Source organism: Flavobacterium sp. CECT 9288 (assembly GCF_918731615.1).
Taxonomy (GTDB): Bacteria; Bacteroidota; Bacteroidia; order Flavobacteriales; family Flavobacteriaceae; genus Flavobacterium.
This window is the reverse complement of the sequence record NZ_OU957226.1, coordinates 2,771,125-2,789,906: the sequence shown is the minus strand read 5'-3', so window position 1 is coordinate 2,789,906 and position 18,782 is coordinate 2,771,125. Positions and strand designations below refer to the sequence as shown.

The following is an 18,782-nucleotide window of genomic DNA, read 5'->3' as shown; positions in this document are numbered from 1 at the left end:
TTTATAAATTTAATCCCAAAACAAAAATCCCGTTCGCATTGACGAACGGGATTTTCTATAAATAAACCTTTAGTAAACTAAGATCTGATTACTCTTTTTTCTCCTCGCGTGGAGGTCTAGCGATAAGTGCTTTACGAGACACTTTTTCTTTTCTAGTTTTTGGATCAAGTCCTAGGTATTTCACTTGAAACACATCGCCCATGTTTACAACATCAGTAACGTTTTCAGTTCTTTCCCAAGCTAGTTCAGATACGTGTAATAAAACTTCATTTCCTGGAGCTGCTGTATATTCTACAACCGCACCAAAATCAAGCATTTTAATTACTTTCACTTCGTAAGCTTCACCCATTTGTGGTTTGAAGGTAATAGATTGAATTTTAGCCAATACTGCTTCAATTCCAGCAGGATCAGTACCTAAAATTTCAATAACACCTTGCTCGTCTACCTCATTGATTACGATAGTAGTTCCTGTAGCTTTTTGTAATTCTTGAATCACTTTTCCACCAGGTCCAATTAAAGCACCAATAAAGTTACCAGGAATAGTTCTAGTGATAATTTTTGGAGCGTATGGTTTCACATCTTCTTTTGGAGCAGCAAGAGTTTCAATTAATTTTCCAAGAATATGCAAACGACCGTCACGAGCTTGAGCTAATGCAGCTTCCATAATCTCGTATTTCAAACCGTCAATCTTGATGTCCATTTGGCAAGCGGTAATTCCTTCAGAAGTTCCAGTTACTTTAAAGTCCATGTCTCCTAAATGATCTTCGTCACCAAGAATATCAGACAATACAGCAAAACGTTCTCCGTCTGTAATTAATCCCATAGCAATTCCAGAAACTGGACGGATCATTTGGATACCAGCATCCATTAATGATAATGTACCAGCACAAACGGTAGCCATAGAGGATGAACCATTCGATTCTAATACTTCAGAAACTACACGAATTGTATAAGGACAATCAGCAGGGATCATGTTTTTCAAGGCACGTTGTGCCAAGTTTCCGTGACCAACTTCTCTTCTTGAAGTTCCTCTTAAAGGACGAGCTTCACCAGTTGAGAAAGGAGGGAAGTTGTAATGCAAGTAGAATTTTTCTTCACCTTGTTCAGATGGAGAATCAATTTGGTTTGCTTCTCTAGAAGTTCCTAAAGTAGCTGTAGCCAAAGCTTGTGTTTCTCCACGTGTAAACAATGCAGATCCGTGTACTGATGGTAAATAATCTACCTCACACCAGATTGGTCTGATTTCTGTAGTTTTTCTTCCGTCTAAACGAGTTCCTAAATCTAGGGTTACGTTACGAACAGCTTCTTTATTGGTTTTATAGAAGTATTTAGAAACTAAATCTCCGTTTTCAGCCAATTCTTCTTCAGTAAATAAAGCTTTTACTTCTTCTTTTACTTCTGCAAATGCAGCAGTACGTTCTTGTTTAGAAGAACCTTTGCTAGCAATAGCATATATTTTATCGTAAGCTGCTTCCTTTACTTTAGCGTAAATAGCATCATCAGATTTTTCATTTTCGTATTCACGTACTTCTTTTTTTCCAAAAGCGGCAGCTAATCTTTCTTGCGCAGCAATTTGTACTTTAATGTGTTCGTGAGCAAATTTAATTGCTTCTAACATTTCTGCTTCTGAAATCTCTTTCATTTCTCCTTCTACCATGGCGATAGAATCGGTTGAAGCTCCAATCATCATGTCAATGTCTGACAAAGCTAATTGAGCGCGAGAAGGGTTGATAATGAATTTACCATCAATACGACCAACTCTAGCTTCAGAAATTAAAGTTTCAAATGGAATATCAGATAATGCAAGTGCTGCCGAAGCTGCTAATCCTGCTAATGCATCTGGCATTACATCCTCATCATGAGACATCAATTGAATCATAACTTGAACTTCAGCATGGTAATCATCTGGGAAAAGCGGACGCAATACACGGTCTACCAATCTCATGGTTAATACTTCGCTATCACTAGGGCGTGCTTCTCTTTTGAAGAAACCACCAGGGAAACGACCTGCTGCAGCAAATTTTTCACGATAATCTACCGTTAAAGGTAAAAAATCAATACCTGGACTTGCTTTTCTTGCGGAAACAACTGTACCTAAAATAACAGTTTTTCCAATTCTTACTACTACAGATCCATCAGCTTGTTTGGCTAAACGACCTGTCTCGATTGTGATGCTTCTGCCATCACCTAAATCGATACTTTCTACAAATAATTGTGGAATCATAAATTTAATTTTTTAGTTAAACATGGGTTCTAGTTGTGTTGTAGTTGTTGTTGTGCGTAGTTAATGCCTAAAACCCAATGAAAAACCAAACTTTTTTTAATAATCAATCTAAATGGATTGATTTTGTGGTTTTGTCTTAGCTCTAATCCCTTTTGTGTCAGGACTTCTGTAATGATTTAAGACAATAATATATAAAATAAAAAAAGAGGCACTTTCGCACCTCTTTTCTATTGATTATTTTCTGATATTCAATACTTTGATAATTTCACGGTATCTGTTGATTTCTTTCTTTTTCAAGTAATCTAACAACGATCTTCTTTTACCTACTAGTAATACTAATGAGCGCTCTGTGTTATAATCATGACGATTTTTTTTCAAGTGCTCCGTTAAGTGACTAATTCTGTAAGTAAACAAAGCGATTTGCGCTTCAGCTTTTCCAGTATTCGTTTTTTCTCCGTGTTGTGCGAAGATTTCTTCTTTAATCTCTTTAGTTAAATACATTCCAATATTATTTAATGATTCTTATGTATGTCTGCCATCTATTGGTAGACGGGTGCAAAAGTATAAAATAATTATGAATAAGGAAACAATAATGGCTATTTATTTTTTGAGGTTATTGTAAATTATCTTGAGCCTTGTAGTGAAATAGGTATGGAATATAGTACTCGTACTTTTTGACCCCTTAGAATTCCTGGTTTCCATTTTCCGTAACTTTTTACAACTCTAATTGCCTCACGATCTAAAGTGTCAATTAGGGATTTGAGAGTTTTTAATTCGATCAATTCTCCTGTTTTTTCAACAATAAAAGAAGTTATTATTTTTCCTTTTAGATTGTCATAAGCCCTTGGAATTTGGAAATTTTTACCAATGTGTTTGTAAAAGTCATTTATTCCCTTTAGTGGCTCAGGATTAATTTTCAAATCTGTATATCTGTATTCGTTATTTTCATCATCTGTGCTTGTACCTGATTTCAATTTACCATTTTCGTATTCTTCGGTATAGCTTTTGCCATTATTGAAAGATCCAGTCCATACTCCCTCTTTAAAACCATTTTTGTAATTGCCTTTATCAAGACAACCTTCAGTTGTATTTTCAAAAGAACCATTTCCATTTACCACTGTTTGAGTACCATCGGATTTCCAAAAGTTTTTCATTTTTTGTACTGTAGAAAATTGGTCATCCGTTTCTAGATATTCTGATTCAGATTCCTTTGTACCGTTTTCGTGCCAAAGCTCTTCGTTTCCAATTATTCTACCTTTGAGGTAGTTAGTAACGCTCTTTTTATTTCCGTTTTCGTAATAATTAATGAACTCTCCTGATCGATTTTGAGCATTGTCCGTGAGTGCTTGACCTGACATTGATATGGCTCCGGATTTATAATACTCTTTAAAACTATACAAATTCGTCGTCGTATCGAAAGATTCAATCACACGATAGTACAAGTGATTATCGTAGTTTGTTTCTACACCCAGTGAGTCAAGATATATTTTTTTACCGACTGATTCTTGACCGAAGCCTAATACAGGTACTAAAATTAAACACCAAAGGATAAGTTTTGAGTATTTATTGACTTGTTTTTTATTTTTCATGCTAAAATAATGTTGCTACCTCTTGATTTACAAATTCCAAGAAACGCTCATCTTCTTCAGTAAAGGGATCTATAACATGGCTGTCAATATCAATTTGACCTATGTTTTGTCCATTTACAAAAAGAGGTACAACGATTTCAGATTTTACAGTAAAACTACAAGCAATATAATTGTCTTGAGCGCTTACATCGGGCACCACAAAATTTGCATTTGACTCGGCAACTTGTCCGCAAATTCCTTTTCCGAAAGGGATTACAGTGTGATCTGTTTCTGCGCCTACATAAGGACCTAAATGTAGAGTTTTGGCTTCATGGTTGGCAAAATAAAAGCCTACCCAATTGTAATAGGAAATAGAGCTGCTTAATAGTTGGCAAATTTCTAATAATTTTTCATCCCTTGTTTGTTCAGGACGTGCTATGATTTCGGATACTTTTGGTTTTAAATCTTGAAATGTCATTTTTCTTAAATTTTAGTTAGTACAAAAGTATTTAAAGAGATTTCTATATTTTACATAAATTTGTTAAAAAAATTATTTTGAAAAAATATTTAGAACGCTACAAACCCTTTTTACAATTCTTAGGTTTGTTTTTTATAAGTTATTTGGTTTTTACATTGTGTTATCAATATTATCTTGGAACTTTTGAAAATAATGAAGTTGATGGATTTACTAGAGTTGTGAGTATAAATACGGCCCAAGTACTTCAAGTTTTCACAGAGGGATCTTATGTGATCAAAGATGCATCTCAAGATTATATCAAATTGATTTATTGTGGAAAATACGTAGCTAAAATTGTGGAGGGTTGCAATGCTATGAGTGTCGTTATTTTATTTGCCTCGTTTATAATTGCTTTTTCAGGAAGATTCAAACCAACGTTTTTATATATTGTTTTGGGTAGTTTATTTATTTACATACTCAATGTGATACGAATAGCATTGTTAAGTTCGTTGATTTTTCATTATCCTGAACAAGAACCTTTATTGCATGGGGTAATTTTTCCGCTGTACATTTATGGTGTTGTTTTTATTTTATGGATTTATTGGGTTCAAAAACATTCAAAGTATGCGTCAAAAAAAACAAAATAAAGTATTTAGAATCTTAGCCATTGTAACATTGGTTTTTCTAATAATTCTAGTTAGAGCATTCGAAAATCAATTGTTTAATGATCCTTTATTGGAGTTTTTTAAAAAGGATTTTTCTAGTTTGAGTCTGCCTGATGTTTCAAATTATGCTTATTTTATTGTGTTGTTTTTTCGATATGCCATAAATACGATGTTGTCATTAGGTATTATTTATTTTGTATTTAATGAAATTGAATTGGTAAAATTATCTCTGGTTTTATATTTGTTGTTTTTTGCGCTTTTGATCATTGGTTTTTTTACTGTTGCCAATATTTCGTACGAGAATCAAAAATGGCATCTGTTTTACATTAGAAGATTTATCATACAGCCGATTTTTTTATTGCTGTTTGTTGCTGGTTTTTACTATCAAAAGAGAGGATTGCGGTAGTTTTGTTGCATAGTAACCGTTAATAAAACTTTAAAATAAAGTATTATATTGCTCCAGAAACTTATTATGCTTACTTTCACGCACTATAAATTTAGGTTTAAAATATTTTTAGAATGAACGAATTTGATTGGAAAAATTTAATTGACCCGCTTTTTTACATCCATTTTGACATAAACGGAATCAAGTTGGGAATTTATATAGTTTTATTTATTGTTTTTGCTGAAACCGGACTTTTTGCAGGTTTCTTTCTGCCAGGTGATAGTTTGTTGTTTTTGGCTGGGATCTACAGTCGAGAATTAATTGAAAATATATTTATAATTGACAATGATTTTTTGAATGTAGTTTTGTTATCTACTTTGGTAGCTTTAGCTGGAATTTTAGGAAACATCGTAGGCTACTGGTTTGGTTCTAAAAGCGGCTATTACTTATACAATAAAGAAGATAGCTTTTGGTTTAAACGCAAATATTTGGTTCAGTCTAAAGATTTCTTTGAAAAATATGGTGGTAAGGCAATTATTTTTGCTCGTTTTTTACCAATTTTTAGAACATTTGCGCCTATAGTTGCAGGAATTGTATCAATGGATAAGAACAAGTTTATGTTTTATAACATCCTAAGTTCTTTTATTTGGTCATTTACTTTAATTTTCGCAGGACATTATTTGTATGGTTTTTTGTTAGAGAATTATCAAATTGATTTAAAAGAGCATATAGAGCTGATTGTATTAGCTTTAGTGGGTATTACAGTTCTACCAGTGATTTATAAGTTTAGTAAAAAATCAAAGGTTCAAGAGTGATTTAATTGGGACTTTAATAGCAATTGATTAACATGAAAAAGGATGTAGTTTATAGAAAACTACATCCTTTTTTTTATGTTGAAATTTTAGGAGTTTAAGAGTATTATATTTTCAAGAAAAAGTCTTTAGAATTTCCACAGATAAAAATAATCTGAAATTGTATGATCTAATCAGGATATACTATATTTTTCATTTCTTTATGGACTAAAAAAAACCCGAAGCAATTTGCTTCGGGTTTAGTTATTTTTTAATGATAACTCTTAAATAAAGATTACATCATCCCTGGCATACCACCACCCATTGGCATTCCGCCACCAGCGTTTTCTTCTTTAATGTCAATTAGAGCACATTCGGTAGTTAAAATCATACCAGCTACTGATGCAGCATTTTCTAAAGCTACACGTGTTACTTTTTTAGGATCAATAATACCAGCAGCAAGCATATCTACATATTCGTCAGTTTTAGCATTGTAGCCAAAATCTCCTGAACCTTCAGCAACTTTTGCTACTACTACTGAACCTTCAAGACCAGCATTTTCTACAATAGTTCTCAACGGAGCTTCTACAGCGCGGGATACAATTTGTATTCCTGTTGCTTCATCAGCATTGTCTGCAATAATTGAGCTTAGAACATTTTTAGCTCTTAATAATGCAACACCACCACCAGCAACAATACCTTCTTCTACTGCAGCACGAGTTGCGTGTAAAGCATCATCAACTCTGTCTTTCTTTTCTTTCATTTCAACTTCAGATGCAGCTCCTACATAAAGTACAGCAACACCACCAGCTAATTTAGCCAAGCGCTCTTGTAATTTTTCTTTATCGTAATCAGATGTTGTTGCTTCCATCTGACCTTTGATTTGGTTTACACGGTTTTTAATCATGTCTGCATCCCCAGCACCACTTACAATAGTCGTATTGTCTTTATCAATAGTTACTTTTTTAGAAGTACCTAACATTTCAATAGTAGTGTTTTCAAGAGTGTATCCTCTTTCTTCAGAAATTACAGTTCCACCAGTTAAGATAGCGATGTCTTCTAACATTGCTTTTCTTCTGTCACCAAAACCAGGTGCTTTTACAGCAGCGATTTTCAAGGCTCCACGTAATTTATTTACTACTAGTGTTGATAAAGCTTCTCCATCTACATCTTCAGCGATAATCAATAATGGTTTTCCAGATTGAGCAACTGGCTCAAGAACTGGTAATAATTCTTTCAGTGAAGAAACCTTTTTGTCATATAAAAGTATGTATGGATTTTCCAATTCTACTTCCATTTTTTCAGAATTAGTTACAAAATAAGGAGAAAGGTATCCTCTGTCAAATTGCATTCCTTCTACTACATCAACATACGTATCAGTACCTTTAGCTTCTTCAACCGTAATCACTCCTTCTTTTCCAACTTTTGCGAAAGCAGTAGCGATTAACTCACCAATTACTTCATCATTGTTAGCAGAGATAGAAGCAATTTGTTTGATTTTCTCAGAATCACTTCCTACTACTTTTGCTTGCTGTGCTAAGTCGGCAACGATGGCTTCAACCGCTTTGTCAATTCCTCTCTTTAAGTCCATTGGATTTGCTCCTGCAGCTACGTTTTTCAAGCCTTCTTTTACGATTGCTTGTGCCAAAACAGTTGCAGTTGTAGTTCCGTCTCCAGCTAAATCATTTGTTTTAGAAGCGACTTCTTTTACCATTTGAGCTCCCATGTTTTCTAATGGGTCTTTCAATTCAATTTCTTTGGCTACAGTAACACCATCTTTGGTTACGTTTGGTCCACCAAATGCCTTTCCAATGATTACATTACGTCCTTTTGGTCCTAATGTTACTTTTACAGCATTTGCTAATGCATCAACACCACGTTTTAATCCGTCACGTGCTTCTATATCAAATTTTATATCTTTTGCCATTTTTTCAAAAATTGTTTAATTGTTTTAAGTATTGAAAGTTTCAATTTTTTTTATTGCCTTTATGGGATTCTCTAGACTATACTATCGCTAGAATGTCGTCTTCACGCATAATTAAGTAGTCAACACCTTCTAGTTTCAATTCTGTACCAGCATATTTGCCATAAAGTACGGTATCTCCAATTTTCACTGTCATCGTATGCTCTTTTGTTCCGTTTCCTACCGCAACAACGGTTCCTTTTTGAGGTTTTTCCTTGGCAGTATCAGGAATATAGATGCCAGATGCTGTTTTTGTTTCAGCAGCCATAGGCTCAATTAGAACTCTATCCGAAAGTGGTTTAATGTTTAAATTCATGGTCGTATGTTTTTATATAAAATTAAAAAGTTGTGATTATGTTTTTTCAGAAATTGTGCCATCTTGCTTGAACTGACATATTTTCCTAAAAAAAATGCCAGCTTTGACAGGCTGGCATTTAATATATATGTAATATTATTTATTTTGCTGGAGCTGGAGTAGCTGGAGCGTTTTGTACTGGTACAGCTGGAGTAGTTGGCGCAGTAGTACTTGTATTTTCAATTATCTTAGAATCAGTATCGCTAAGCGTTCCTGTAAAACTTAAACTTGAAAACAAGATCAATAATATAAGGATTGTTGCTAAAGTCCATGTACTTTTATCTAAAAAATCAGTAGTTTTTTGAACTCCGCCTAACATTTGAGAACCTCCAATGTTTGAAGATAATCCACCACCTTTAGGGTTTTGAACCATTATAACTACGATTAATAAAAAACATACTATAGTTATTAAAACTAAAAAAATTGAAAATGTGCTCATTGTTTAATTATTATTATGTTGTAAAATCTTAATATCCGAAATGCGGTTCGCAAAGAAACTACTTTTTTCTGGATATTTCAAAATTAATATTTCATAAGCTTGAATTGCTTTTTGATATTTTTTTTGTTCCAAATATACTCGTGCGAGCGTTTCGGTCATTAATGATGAATTATCAGTTGTATTGATATCAATGGTAATAGGTGTTGTTACTCCATGTTTTCCGGGTGTGATTTTTGGACTGGTCTCAATAAACTTGTCAATTAGTTCTAGTTTTTTTCTTTTTTCCTCATCCATTAAAGTTTCTGGTTCAGGTGCTGTTTCGTCACGTTTTATAGGCTCGGTACGAGATAATTGAAGCCATTCTTGAAACGAATGTTGCTCTTGTTTTGAAAAATCAAGTGGAGTTCCTATGGCCAGTTTTTCCTCTATTTGATGGGATCGTTCCGCAGGTTCAACAATACTAGATTTAGTAATGGAATTTAAAATTGATTTTTCAAGAGTATTTACACTTGGTTCTACTTTTTTTTCTGGAGCAATAATTTCACTGTCAATTACTTGAATCTCTTGAATTTCCTTTGCTTTTTTCTCATACAAGCTAGTATGAATAGAAATAAAAGTTTCGGATGTTATGAAATCAAATAATATAGATCTATCTGTGGTGTGGGCAGCTGTACGTTTAAGTGCGTAATTATATTTGTAACTGTCTTGGTTATAAAGTCCTTTTAATTGAAGCGCTCTTGCACTTTGAAAATACGGAAATTCATCTATTATCTGATCTAAATCTTGTGTTTGTTGCACCTGAATGGAATCCGGATTGTTGATTAAGTGGGTAAAGTCAGTTACATTCATGGTATTAATTGTTTCAGTTATTCCTATTCAACTATAGAATTTTTGTACTTTTAAACATTTGGTTACTTACCATTTTGCTAATGATTCATTAAAAATTTCTTGTGTAATTCTTTCAAAAATTTCTTTTAAAGCATTGTTTAATGTTGCTCCAGTAAGTTGTTGATCAGCTGGGTAGTCAAAGAAAAATGAGAATGGTTTTTCAAAATTATCTGTTTCTTTCTTTTTATTTGTAAAACGTACATTTACTCTTACTGTTAGTCGGTTTTGCGCAGCACGTTGATCAGCAGTAGCGGTCATGGGACTAATACGGTATTCTACTATTTCTCCCTCATAAGTCAAATCGGCACTGTTTTTTACTAAGTTTAAATTAGTTTGATTTTGAATTAAATCCTGAAGTTCAAGTGTAAAAGTTCTATCAATACCAGGTTCAATAAGTTCAGCATTGTTTTGAAAAAAACCAACCTGAAAAGTTTCGGCGTCTATTTTGCCAGTTCCTGTGAAGTTATACACGGAGCATCCTTGGAAAGAAGAAGCAAATAATAATACAAGTACGAATTTTAAATATTTCATGTAAAAGAGTAAAAGTTAATTTCGATTTGTTTGACCTGTTAAGTCTAGTGACATTAAATTACAAGTCAAATTGTTTAATTTTTCTATATAAAGTACGTTCGGATATTCCTAGTTCATCAGCAGCGGCTTTTCGTTTTCCTTTGTTTTTTTCTAATGATTTTTTGATCATTTCTATTTCTTTCTGCTCGAGTCTCAGGGTTTCTTCTTCCTCGATTGTTTCGGCAAATAAATAATTATCTTCAGGTTCTTGGTACAAACTTTCGTTATTCAAGGTTGTAATTTGGTTGGTTCTAGGGGATTCTTCAAAGTCTATTTCGTTGTCATTTTCCTTAGAACCGTATATTTTTTTGATCAAACTTTGATTGGTCTCTTGCACTTTTGAACTTCCATTCTGAATCAGTTCCAGAGTCAATTTTTTCAAGTCATTCAAATCACTTTTCATATCAAAAAGGACTTTGTATAAAATTTCTCTTTCGGTACTGAAATCGTTTTCACTTTTTTTATCCTTGATTACAGAGGGTAGGTTGCTGCCTTGTTCTGGTAAGTAAGATTGTAAAGTAGAGGAGGTGATGTCTCTGCTTGTTTCTAAAACTGAAATTTGTTCAGCCACGTTTCGCAACTGACGAATGTTACCACTCCAACGAAATTTTTGCAACAAGTGAACAGCACTTTCCTCTAATTTTAGTGGTGGCATTTTATATTTGTGTGCAAAATCAGCAACAAACTTTCTGAATAATAAGTGAATATCGTCTTTTCTATCTCTTAAAGGAGGCAAGGTGATATCAACGGTACTCAATCTGTAGTATAAATCTTCTCTGAATTTTCCTTTTTCTATGGCGTCAAATAAATTAACATTGGTAGCTGCCACAATTCGAACATCAGTTTTCTGTACCTGAGAGGAACCTACCTTAATAAACTCACCATTTTCAAGAACACGCAACAAGCGTACTTGGGTGGTAAGGGGTAATTCGCCCACTTCATCAAGGAAAATGGTACCACCATCAGCTACTTCAAAGTAGCCTTCTCTGGTACTTGTAGCGCCTGTAAACGCTCCTTTTTCATGACCAAAAAGTTCACTATCTATGGTTCCCTCTGGAATTGCTCCACAGTTTACGGCAATGTATTTTCCGTGTTTTCTATGAGAAAGCGAGTGTATGATTCTAGGTATGTTTTCTTTTCCTACGCCGCTTTCACCGGTTACCAGCACGGTAATATCAGTTGGGGCAACTTGTATGGCTTTTTCAATGGCACGATTCAGTTTTGGGTCATTCCCAATAATCTCGAAGCGCTGTTTTATTGATTGTACTGATTCCATTTGATTTTTGTTTAAAGTTTTTTTTGTTTCAGGTTTCAAGTTATAATGTGAACTTTAAACCTGAAACTTGAAACTAACTTTTCTAATTCATTTCAGAATATCCAACCGCTTCCCCTTTTAAAGTTCCGCTTGTGCAAGAAGTAATTTTGACATTTACAAAATCTCCAATGTTGTAATTCTCTTTTGGAAAAACTACCGTTATACTCTGCGAATTTCTTCCAGAGAATTCTTCTGTTGATTTTTTAGAAACTTTTTCGACTAAAACTTCTACTGTTTGACCTATGAATTCTTCACTTCTAAACCAAGCGTGTTTCTGTTGTAAATCTACAATTTCTTGTAATCTACGGGCTTTAGTTTCTTCTGGGACATCATCTTCCATTTTTCTTCCAGCCAATGTTCCTGGACGTTCAGAATACGAATACATATAGCCAAAATTATACTTCACGTACTCCATTAAACTCATTGTGTCTTTATGATCCTCTTCAGTTTCTGTTGGAAATCCTGCAATCATATCTTGCGAAATAGAGCAATTTGGTATTATAGTCCTAATTTTATCTATCAAAGTCATGTATTCTTCACGAGTGTGTAAACGATTCATTTCTTTGAGGATTCGGTTACTTCCAGACTGAACCGGTAAATGAATGTGCTTGCAAATATTAGGATGCTTAGCAATTACATGCAATACACTTTCATGCATGTCTTGTGGGTTAGAAGTTGAAAATCGAATTCTCATTTTAGGGAAACCTACAGCAACCATCTCAAGCAATTGATCAAAATCAACAGCTGTAGCTTTTTGCATTTCGCTAGCATTTTCAAAATCCTTTTTCAAACCACCACCGTACCAGAGGTAGCTATCTACATTTTGTCCAAGTAATGTAATTTCTTTAAATCCTTTGTCCCATAAATCTTGAACTTCTGCCATGATACTTTGAGGTTCACGACTGCGTTCACGTCCACGGGTAAAAGGCACTACACAAAAAGTACACATATTATCGCAACCACGAGTGATAGAAACTAAGGCCGTAATCCCATTGCTCATCAATCTAACCGGAGAAATATCGCCATAGGTTTCGTCTTTTGATAAAATAACATTTATAGCATCTCTGCCTTCCTCAACTTCTTGTAATAAATTGGGTAAATCTTTGTAAGCATCAGGACCTACAACAAGATCTACAATTTTTTCTTCCTCAAGAAATTGACTTTTCAAACGCTCTGCCATACACCCCAAAACCCCAACTTTCATTTTAGGGTTAATGCGTTTAACGGCATTGTATTTTTCTAAACGTTTTCTAATGGTTTGCTCTGCTTTATCGCGTATAGAACAGGTATTTACCAGAACTAAGTCGGCATCCTCCAGAACTTGAGTGGTATTATATCCATTTCCAGATAAAATGGAAGCTACAATTTCGCTATCCGAAAAATTCATCGCACAGCCATAGCTTTCTATAAAAAGTTTCTTTGTATTCTCAGGTTTATTCTCTAAAACGAGACTTTCGCCTTGTTTGCTTTCTTCAATAATCTTTTCCATGCTATTTTTTCAAAGCACAAAGATAAGCTAAAACAAATAAATATGACAACTTGTCAGATTAAGAATTAACAGTATTTTATGTTTGATTTTTTATAGCTATTCTTGTTTTTCAATTTATTCTTTTTCTTAACGGTCGCCAATAAAAAGATCACTTTCTGGTTATTGATTTAAACGGGAAATACCACTTTTTAGCTCACTTATTTAGTGTTTAATTGATATTATTATTCACAAGATATGCAATATACATAGTGTCCAATAAACATCCTCAAAAAGGGGCAATGATCACAAGAAAGTCTCTGGCAATAAGTTTCAATTCATTCAAATGTTATTTCAAAAGCTTAATATTTAAAAAAAATAGATACTTTTGTCCCAGAAAAATAGACGAATGGCAAAGAATTTAGTTATAGTAGAGTCCCCAGCAAAGGCAAAAACAATCGAAAAATTCCTAGGTACAGATTATCAAGTGGAGTCCAGTTACGGGCACATTGCTGATCTACCTTCAAAGGAAATAGGAGTAGATGTAGATCATAATTTCAAGCCTAAGTATGAGGTTTCTGCTGATAAAAAAGCTTTGGTCACCAAGCTGAAAGGGTTAGCTAAGAAAGCCGATATGGTTTGGTTAGCAAGTGATGAGGATCGCGAGGGTGAGGCTATTTCTTGGCACCTTGCCGAAGAGCTTAATTTAGATAAAAACAAAACCAAAAGAATTGTTTTTCATGAAATTACAAAAACAGCTATTTTAAAAGCAATTGATAATCCAAGAGAGATTGACTACAATTTAGTTAATGCACAACAAGCGAGACGTGTTTTAGATCGTTTAGTTGGTTATGAATTATCTCCTGTTTTGTGGAGAAAAATTAAGGGTGGTTTATCTGCAGGTCGTGTCCAGTCAGTATCTGTGCGTTTAATTGTAGAACGCGAACGAGAAATTCAAAATTTCAAAGCCGTTGCCACCTACTCAGTTGTTGCCGAGTTTACAAATGAGTCTGGAAAAATATTCAAGGCTAAATTGCCTAAAAATTTTAATACAAAACAAGAAGCTCAAGATTTTTTAAACAAAAATATTGGTTCTACATATAAGGTATCAGATTTAGAAACAAAACCTACCAAAAAATCTCCAACAGGTCCTTTTACTACTTCTACTTTACAACAAGAAGCAGCACGTAAACTGTATTTGCCAGTGGGTATAACCATGCAACTTGCACAGCGTTTGTATGAAGCGGGATTGATTACCTACATGAGAACGGATAGCGTTAATTTATCCAAAGATGCAATGGAAGCTGCTCAAGCTGAAATCATCAAATCCTACGGAAAAGAGTTTTCGAAACCAAGAACGTTTACTAATAAAAGCAAAGGAGCACAAGAGGCGCACGAGGCAATTCGTCCAACGGATATGTCACGTCATACAGTAGACATTGACCGTGATCAAGCACGTTTGTATGATTTGATTTGGAAAAGGACATTGGCCTCGCAAATGAGTGATGCGCAATTAGAACGTACCAATGTAAAAATTGAAGCCAGCAATCACAATGAAATATTCACTGCGTCTGGAGAGGTATTGCTTTTTGAAGGTTTCTTAAAAGTGTATCTGGAAGGGCATGATGATGATGAGGAAGAGCAGGAGGGAATGTTGCCCGCAATGAAAGTGAACGAAAAATTGCAAAACAATTATATCACAGCAACTGAGAGGTATTCTAGAGCTCCAGCTCGTTTTACCGAAGCTTCTTTGGTAAAAAAACTAGAAGAACTAGGAATAGGTCGTCCATCTACTTATGCACCTACAATTTCTACCATCATTAACAGGAATTACGTTGAAAAAGGAAATTTAGACGGTCAAGAGCGTAATTATACACAGTTGATTTTGCAATCTGGTAAGGTAGATGAGAAAGCACTTAAAGAAAACACTGGATCAGATAAAGGGAAATTAGTACCAACTGATATCGGAACTATTGTAACGGACTTCCTTGTCAAGAATTTCGGAAATATTCTAGATTATAATTTTACGGCAAAAGTAGAGCAGGACTTTGATGAAATTGCCGAAGGAAATATTGTTTGGACCAAAATGATGCAGGAGTTTTACGATAAATTTCATCCAACGGTGAAAGATGTAGAAGCGAATGCTGAGCGAGAAAGTGGCGAAAGAATTCTAGGGACTGACCCTAAAACAGGAAAACCAGTTTCTGTTCGTTTGGGGAAATTTGGACCGATGGCTCAAATAGGAGCTCCTGATGATGAAGATAAAAAGTTCGCCAGTTTGATGAACGATCAAAACATTGGTAATATTACTCTTGAAGAAACTTTAAATTTATTTTTATTACCAAAGAATTTAGGAGAGTATAAAGGAGAAGAAGTTGAGGTGAGTAATGGTCGTTATGGTCCTTATATTCGTCATGGCGCTGCATTTGTATCTTTGCCAAAAGGAGAGAACCCATTAGATGTTGATTATAAAAGAGCTCAAGAATTAATTGATGAAAAAGCTTTGGCAGATGCGCCTATTGCTGTTTATAAAGGTGAAGGTGTTCAAAAAGGTGTTGGTCGATTTGGGGCTTTTATCAAATGGAGCGGATTGTTTATCAATGTGAGCAAAAAATACAATTTTGATAATTTATCTCAATCAGATATTGAGGCCTTGATTGAAGATAAGCTTCAAAAAAATATTGATAAAGTATTACACAATTGGGAAGAAGAAGGAATTCTTGTAGAAAAAGCACGTTGGGGACGCTCGGTTATTACAAAAGGCAAAATTAAAATTGAATTAAGTAAAGATGTTGATGCGTCAAAACTAACACTTGAAGAAGTTCAAGAAATGATTGCCAAAAAAACACCTGCTAAAAAAGTAGCTGCTAAAAAAGCACCTGCAACAAAGGCAACTGCAAAGAAAGCCGCCGTAAAAAAACCGGCCGTTAAAAAGAAATAATTAATAATTTAATTTGTTCGCTACACAATTTTAAGTAAACAATGTAGTGAAGATGAAAAAAGAATAAATGGAATTTGATTTTTTAAACCCCGTTGATGATGAGGTTCTAGAATTTTGTTTTGGATTGACTTCACAACAACTTGGTAGTAAGGTTGTGATGCATACACAGGATCAATTTCCAGATGTAAACAAAATCAAATTAGCAATTATAGGAGTTTTAGATAATAGAGGACAATCTGTTGAAACTAAGAATGTATGTTTAATTTCTTTAAGAAAGGAACTATATAGCTTGTTTCCTGGCAACTGGGAAACGTCAATTGCTGATTTAGGAAACATACTAGCTGGAAATACAGTGTCCGACACTCATTTTGCGGTTAAAAAAATCGCATCAGAACTCTTGAAATCAGGAGTAATTCCTATTGTCTTGGGAGGTTCTCAAGATATCACGTATGGCCTGTATAGAGCTTATGACGTGTTGGAGCAAATGGTTAATATAGTTTCAATTGATAGTAAATTTGATTTTGGAAAAGATGAAGAAGAACTATCATCTACATCTTATTTAACAAAAATTATTGTCGATGAGCCAAATAATTTATTTAATTTTTGTAATTTAGGCTATCAAACGTATTTTAACTCTCAGGAAGAAATTGATTTAATTGAAAAATTATTTTTTGATGCCTATCGCCTTGGTGAGGTTTCAAATAATATTTTGATAACAGAACCTGTTTTTAGGGATGCTGACCTTGTAAGTGTAGATTTAAATGCTGTTAAATCTTCGGATTCTGGGAATTTTATTTCGTTTCAGCCAAATGGTTTTAATGGTAAAGAAATATGTTCTTTGGCTCGTTATGCAGGTATTAGCGATAAGGTAAGTTCTTTTGGAGTTTTTAATTTTAATGGAACACGTCAAGAATCTATACTTGTTGCACAAATAATTTGGTATTTTATTGAAGGAGTTCAATACAGATCAAATGAATACCCTTTTGGCAGTAAAGAGTCTTATTTAAAGTACATTGTGCCGCTGGATGAAGAAGAATTGATATTTTATAAAAGTGATAAAACAGAAAGATGGTGGATTGAAATACCATTTATTTCAAATGTTAATAATAAATTAAAAAGAAATACGTTATTACCATGTTCTTACGATGAATATCTCCTTGCATGCAATAATGAGTTGCCAGAAAGGTGGTGGAAAGCACAAAGAAAAAACCTTGTTTAGAGATATTTAACATAGATATATGATTTTTTTATAAAAAACGATTTGTTTAGTATAAAAAAATTGTTTTTGTTAAAAATAATAAATAGGTTTACACCCTCAAATTTAATGAATAGATAACCGAAATTATATGAATAAGTTCATAGCTTTTACGACGATTTTAACCCTATTGATTAGCTGTGCTAAATCAAGTGATAAAGGGGAATTAGTTGGTGTTAATGGTGGAAAGTGGCACCCTGAGAAACCATACGGAATGACTTTAGTCCCTGGAGGCTCATTTATTATGGGTAAATCAGACGCAGATTTAGCAAATGTTGAGGATGCTCCTACAAAAACAGTAACGGTGCGTTCATTTTATATGGATGAAACTGAAATTACAAATAGTGAATACCGTCAGTTTGTAGAATGGGTTAAAGATTCAACCATAAGAGTTAAATTAGCAATAATGGCTGATTTAAATGGTCAACCTGCTACAACTGGATCTGGTAAAGGAAGTAAATCAGGAAGTATAGCTGATTATGCTTTTAGCGATTCAGATACTACAAAGATGACTGCATATGACAAATATATGTATGACAACTATTATAGTATTGGTACTGAAGATGATCAATATGCTGGTAGAAAATTAAATAGAAAAGTAAAGCTTGCTAAAGGACCGAAAGAATATCCTGATGCAGCGTATACTGAGGTAATGGATTCGATGTATCTTCCAAGCGAAGAATCATATAATGGTTTGAGAACAATTGACGTAAATAAATTAAAATTTCGTTATTCTTGGATGGATATACAGGCAGCTGCAAAAGCTAAAGTAGGTCGTAGAAAAGATTTTATCAAAACGGAAGAGGTAAACGTATATCCTGATACTACTGTTTGGATTAAAGATTTCGCTTATTCTTATAATGAGCCAATGCACAACGATTATTTTTGGCACAAAGCATACGGGGATTATCCAGTAGTAGGGGTTAAGTGGACTCAAGCAAAAGCATTTTGTGCTTGGAGAACATTAAATAAAAATAGTTATATTAAATCTAAAACTAAAGGTCAAGATTTAATTAATCAATTTAGATTGCCTACAGAGGCAGAATGGGAATATTCTGCAAGAGGTGGTTTAGAATCAGCAACCTATCCATGGGGTGGTCCTTACACTAAAAATGATAGAGGTTGTTTTTTAGCTAATTTTAAGCCTAATAGAGGAGATTATGCTGCGGATGAGGCTTTGTATACAGTTGAGGCTAAATCTTATGAGCCTAATGGTTATAATTTATACAACATGGCTGGAAATGTGTCAGAGTGGACTGACTCTGCGTATGATTCAAATGCTTATGAATACGTTTCTTCAATGAATCCTAATGTTTTAGATGCTTCTAACAAACGTAAAGTATTAAGAGGCGGATCATGGAAAGATGTTGCTTACTTCTTACAAGTAAGTACTAGAGACTATGAATATGCTGATTCTGCAAGAAGTTATATTGGCTTTAGAACAGTTCAGGATTACATGGGCTTGCAAACCACTGGTAACAGTAAAAAAAAGAAATAAAAT

At 34.0% G+C, this 18,782-nt stretch carries 17 protein-coding genes; 6 read left to right on the top strand and 11 right to left on the bottom strand.

Annotated elements, in window-relative coordinates:
- Positions 1-88 precede the first annotated feature (88 nt).
- The 4 genes from LQ189_RS12320 to LQ189_RS12305 form a co-directional block, all read right to left on the bottom strand.
- Positions 89-2,224, bottom strand: coding sequence for a polyribonucleotide nucleotidyltransferase (locus LQ189_RS12320; protein ID WP_230157512.1), 2,136 nt, complete (start codon positions 2,222-2,224; stop codon positions 89-91).
- Positions 2,225-2,458: 234 nt separating this feature from the next.
- Complete coding sequence (gene rpsO, locus LQ189_RS12315) at positions 2,459-2,725, bottom strand: 30S ribosomal protein S15 (protein ID WP_086453034.1); 267 nt, start codon at positions 2,723-2,725, stop codon at positions 2,459-2,461.
- A 122-nt stretch (positions 2,726-2,847) separates the two neighbouring features.
- Positions 2,848-3,813, bottom strand: a complete 966-nt coding sequence (locus LQ189_RS12310; protein ID WP_230157510.1) for an energy transducer TonB — start codon at positions 3,811-3,813, stop codon at positions 2,848-2,850.
- 1 nt (position 3,814) lies between these two features.
- Positions 3,815-4,270, bottom strand: a complete 456-nt coding sequence (locus LQ189_RS12305; RefSeq protein WP_230157502.1) for a GAF domain-containing protein — start codon at positions 4,268-4,270, stop codon at positions 3,815-3,817.
- Positions 4,271-4,347: 77 nt separating this feature from the next.
- On the opposite strand from LQ189_RS12305, the gene xrtF reads away from it, so the two are divergent.
- The 3 genes from xrtF to LQ189_RS12290 all read left to right on the top strand — a co-directional run bounded on the left by xrtF (position 4,348) and on the right by LQ189_RS12290 (position 6,114).
- Positions 4,348-4,896, top strand: a complete 549-nt coding sequence (gene xrtF, locus LQ189_RS12300) for an exosortase family protein XrtF (RefSeq protein WP_230157493.1) — start codon at positions 4,348-4,350, stop codon at positions 4,894-4,896.
- The gene (locus LQ189_RS12295) at positions 4,874-5,320 is read left to right on the top strand and encodes an exosortase F system-associated protein (protein WP_230157491.1); all 447 of its coding nucleotides are present in this window, start codon (positions 4,874-4,876) and stop codon (positions 5,318-5,320) included. Before xrtF ends, LQ189_RS12295 begins: the two co-directional genes overlap by 23 nt.
- Before the next feature lie 113 nt (positions 5,321-5,433).
- Positions 5,434-6,114 carry a DedA family protein gene (locus LQ189_RS12290; protein WP_086454309.1) on the top strand — a complete coding sequence of 227 codons (681 nt, stop codon included), beginning with the start codon at positions 5,434-5,436 and terminating at the stop codon, positions 6,112-6,114.
- Between the two features lie 271 nt (positions 6,115-6,385).
- On the opposite strand, the gene groL is transcribed toward LQ189_RS12290, so the two are convergent.
- The 7 genes from groL to miaB form a co-directional block, all read right to left on the bottom strand.
- Complete coding sequence (gene groL, locus LQ189_RS12285) at positions 6,386-8,017, bottom strand: chaperonin GroEL (RefSeq protein WP_230157489.1); 1,632 nt, start codon at positions 8,015-8,017, stop codon at positions 6,386-6,388.
- 76 nt (positions 8,018-8,093) lie between these two features.
- The gene (gene groES, locus LQ189_RS12280; protein ID WP_144889261.1) at positions 8,094-8,369 is read right to left on the bottom strand and encodes a co-chaperone GroES; all 276 of its coding nucleotides are present in this window, start codon (positions 8,367-8,369) and stop codon (positions 8,094-8,096) included.
- Between the two features lie 139 nt (positions 8,370-8,508).
- Positions 8,509-8,847, bottom strand: a complete 339-nt coding sequence (gene secG / locus LQ189_RS12275; protein ID WP_230157487.1) for a preprotein translocase subunit SecG — start codon at positions 8,845-8,847, stop codon at positions 8,509-8,511.
- A 3-nt stretch (positions 8,848-8,850) separates the two neighbouring features.
- Complete coding sequence (locus LQ189_RS12270; RefSeq protein WP_230157485.1) at positions 8,851-9,696, bottom strand: tetratricopeptide repeat protein; 846 nt, start codon at positions 9,694-9,696, stop codon at positions 8,851-8,853.
- 66 nt (positions 9,697-9,762) lie between these two features.
- Positions 9,763-10,266 carry an LptE family protein gene (locus tag LQ189_RS12265; RefSeq protein WP_230157483.1) on the bottom strand — a complete coding sequence of 168 codons (504 nt, stop codon included), beginning with the start codon at positions 10,264-10,266 and terminating at the stop codon, positions 9,763-9,765.
- Between the two features lie 58 nt (positions 10,267-10,324).
- Positions 10,325-11,581, bottom strand: a complete 1,257-nt coding sequence (locus tag LQ189_RS12260; RefSeq protein ID WP_086454313.1) for a sigma-54-dependent Fis family transcriptional regulator — start codon at positions 11,579-11,581, stop codon at positions 10,325-10,327.
- Positions 11,582-11,663: 82 nt separating this feature from the next.
- The gene (miaB, locus tag LQ189_RS12255) at positions 11,664-13,109 is read right to left on the bottom strand and encodes a tRNA (N6-isopentenyl adenosine(37)-C2)-methylthiotransferase MiaB (RefSeq protein WP_230157481.1); all 1,446 of its coding nucleotides are present in this window, start codon (positions 13,107-13,109) and stop codon (positions 11,664-11,666) included.
- Positions 13,110-13,494: 385 nt separating this feature from the next.
- Between miaB and topA the strand changes: the two genes are divergently transcribed.
- From topA to gldK, 3 genes are all read left to right on the top strand, one after another.
- Entirely contained in the window at positions 13,495-16,026 is a 2,532-nt protein-coding gene (gene topA, locus LQ189_RS12250; RefSeq protein WP_230157473.1) for a type I DNA topoisomerase, read from the top strand.
- A 67-nt stretch (positions 16,027-16,093) separates the two neighbouring features.
- On the top strand, positions 16,094-17,245 hold the full coding sequence (locus LQ189_RS12245; protein WP_086453986.1) for a formimidoylglutamase: 1,152 nt from the start codon (positions 16,094-16,096) through the stop codon (positions 17,243-17,245).
- 127 nt (positions 17,246-17,372) lie between these two features.
- Positions 17,373-18,779 carry a gliding motility lipoprotein GldK gene (gene gldK / locus LQ189_RS12240; RefSeq protein WP_230157470.1) on the top strand — a complete coding sequence of 469 codons (1,407 nt, stop codon included), beginning with the start codon at positions 17,373-17,375 and terminating at the stop codon, positions 18,777-18,779.
- The last annotated feature ends 3 nt before the right edge of the window (positions 18,780-18,782 follow it).

What these genes read in the sequence shown, in the direction of transcription:
- LQ189_RS12265 (WP_230157483.1), bottom strand. Translation starts at nt 10,266, where the DNA reads ATGAAATATTTAAAATTCGTACTTGTATTATTATTTGCTTCTTCTTTC.
- LQ189_RS12260 (WP_086454313.1), bottom strand. Translation starts at nt 11,581, where the DNA reads ATGGAATCAGTACAATCAATAAAACAGCGCTTCGAGATTATTGGGAAT.
- LQ189_RS12270 (WP_230157485.1), bottom strand. Translation starts at nt 9,696, where the DNA reads ATGAATGTAACTGACTTTACCCACTTAATCAACAATCCGGATTCCATT.
- miaB (WP_230157481.1), bottom strand. Translation starts at nt 13,109, where the DNA reads ATGGAAAAGATTATTGAAGAAAGCAAACAAGGCGAAAGTCTCGTTTTA.
- groL (WP_230157489.1), bottom strand. Translation starts at nt 8,017, where the DNA reads ATGGCAAAAGATATAAAATTTGATATAGAAGCACGTGACGGATTAAAA.
- LQ189_RS12290 (WP_086454309.1), top strand. Translation starts at nt 5,434, where the DNA reads ATGAACGAATTTGATTGGAAAAATTTAATTGACCCGCTTTTTTACATC.
- LQ189_RS12305 (WP_230157502.1), bottom strand. Translation starts at nt 4,270, where the DNA reads ATGACATTTCAAGATTTAAAACCAAAAGTATCCGAAATCATAGCACGT.
- secG (WP_230157487.1), bottom strand. Translation starts at nt 8,847, where the DNA reads ATGAGCACATTTTCAATTTTTTTAGTTTTAATAACTATAGTATGTTTT.
- rpsO (WP_086453034.1), bottom strand. Translation starts at nt 2,725, where the DNA reads ATGTATTTAACTAAAGAGATTAAAGAAGAAATCTTCGCACAACACGGA.
- gldK (WP_230157470.1), top strand. Translation starts at nt 17,373, where the DNA reads ATGAATAAGTTCATAGCTTTTACGACGATTTTAACCCTATTGATTAGC.
- topA (WP_230157473.1), top strand. Translation starts at nt 13,495, where the DNA reads ATGGCAAAGAATTTAGTTATAGTAGAGTCCCCAGCAAAGGCAAAAACA.
- LQ189_RS12320 (WP_230157512.1), bottom strand. Translation starts at nt 2,224, where the DNA reads ATGATTCCACAATTATTTGTAGAAAGTATCGATTTAGGTGATGGCAGA.
- LQ189_RS12310 (WP_230157510.1), bottom strand. Translation starts at nt 3,813, where the DNA reads ATGAAAAATAAAAAACAAGTCAATAAATACTCAAAACTTATCCTTTGG.
- groES (WP_144889261.1), bottom strand. Translation starts at nt 8,369, where the DNA reads ATGAATTTAAACATTAAACCACTTTCGGATAGAGTTCTAATTGAGCCT.
- LQ189_RS12245 (WP_086453986.1), top strand. Translation starts at nt 16,094, where the DNA reads ATGGAATTTGATTTTTTAAACCCCGTTGATGATGAGGTTCTAGAATTT.
- LQ189_RS12295 (WP_230157491.1), top strand. Translation starts at nt 4,874, where the DNA reads ATGCGTCAAAAAAAACAAAATAAAGTATTTAGAATCTTAGCCATTGTA.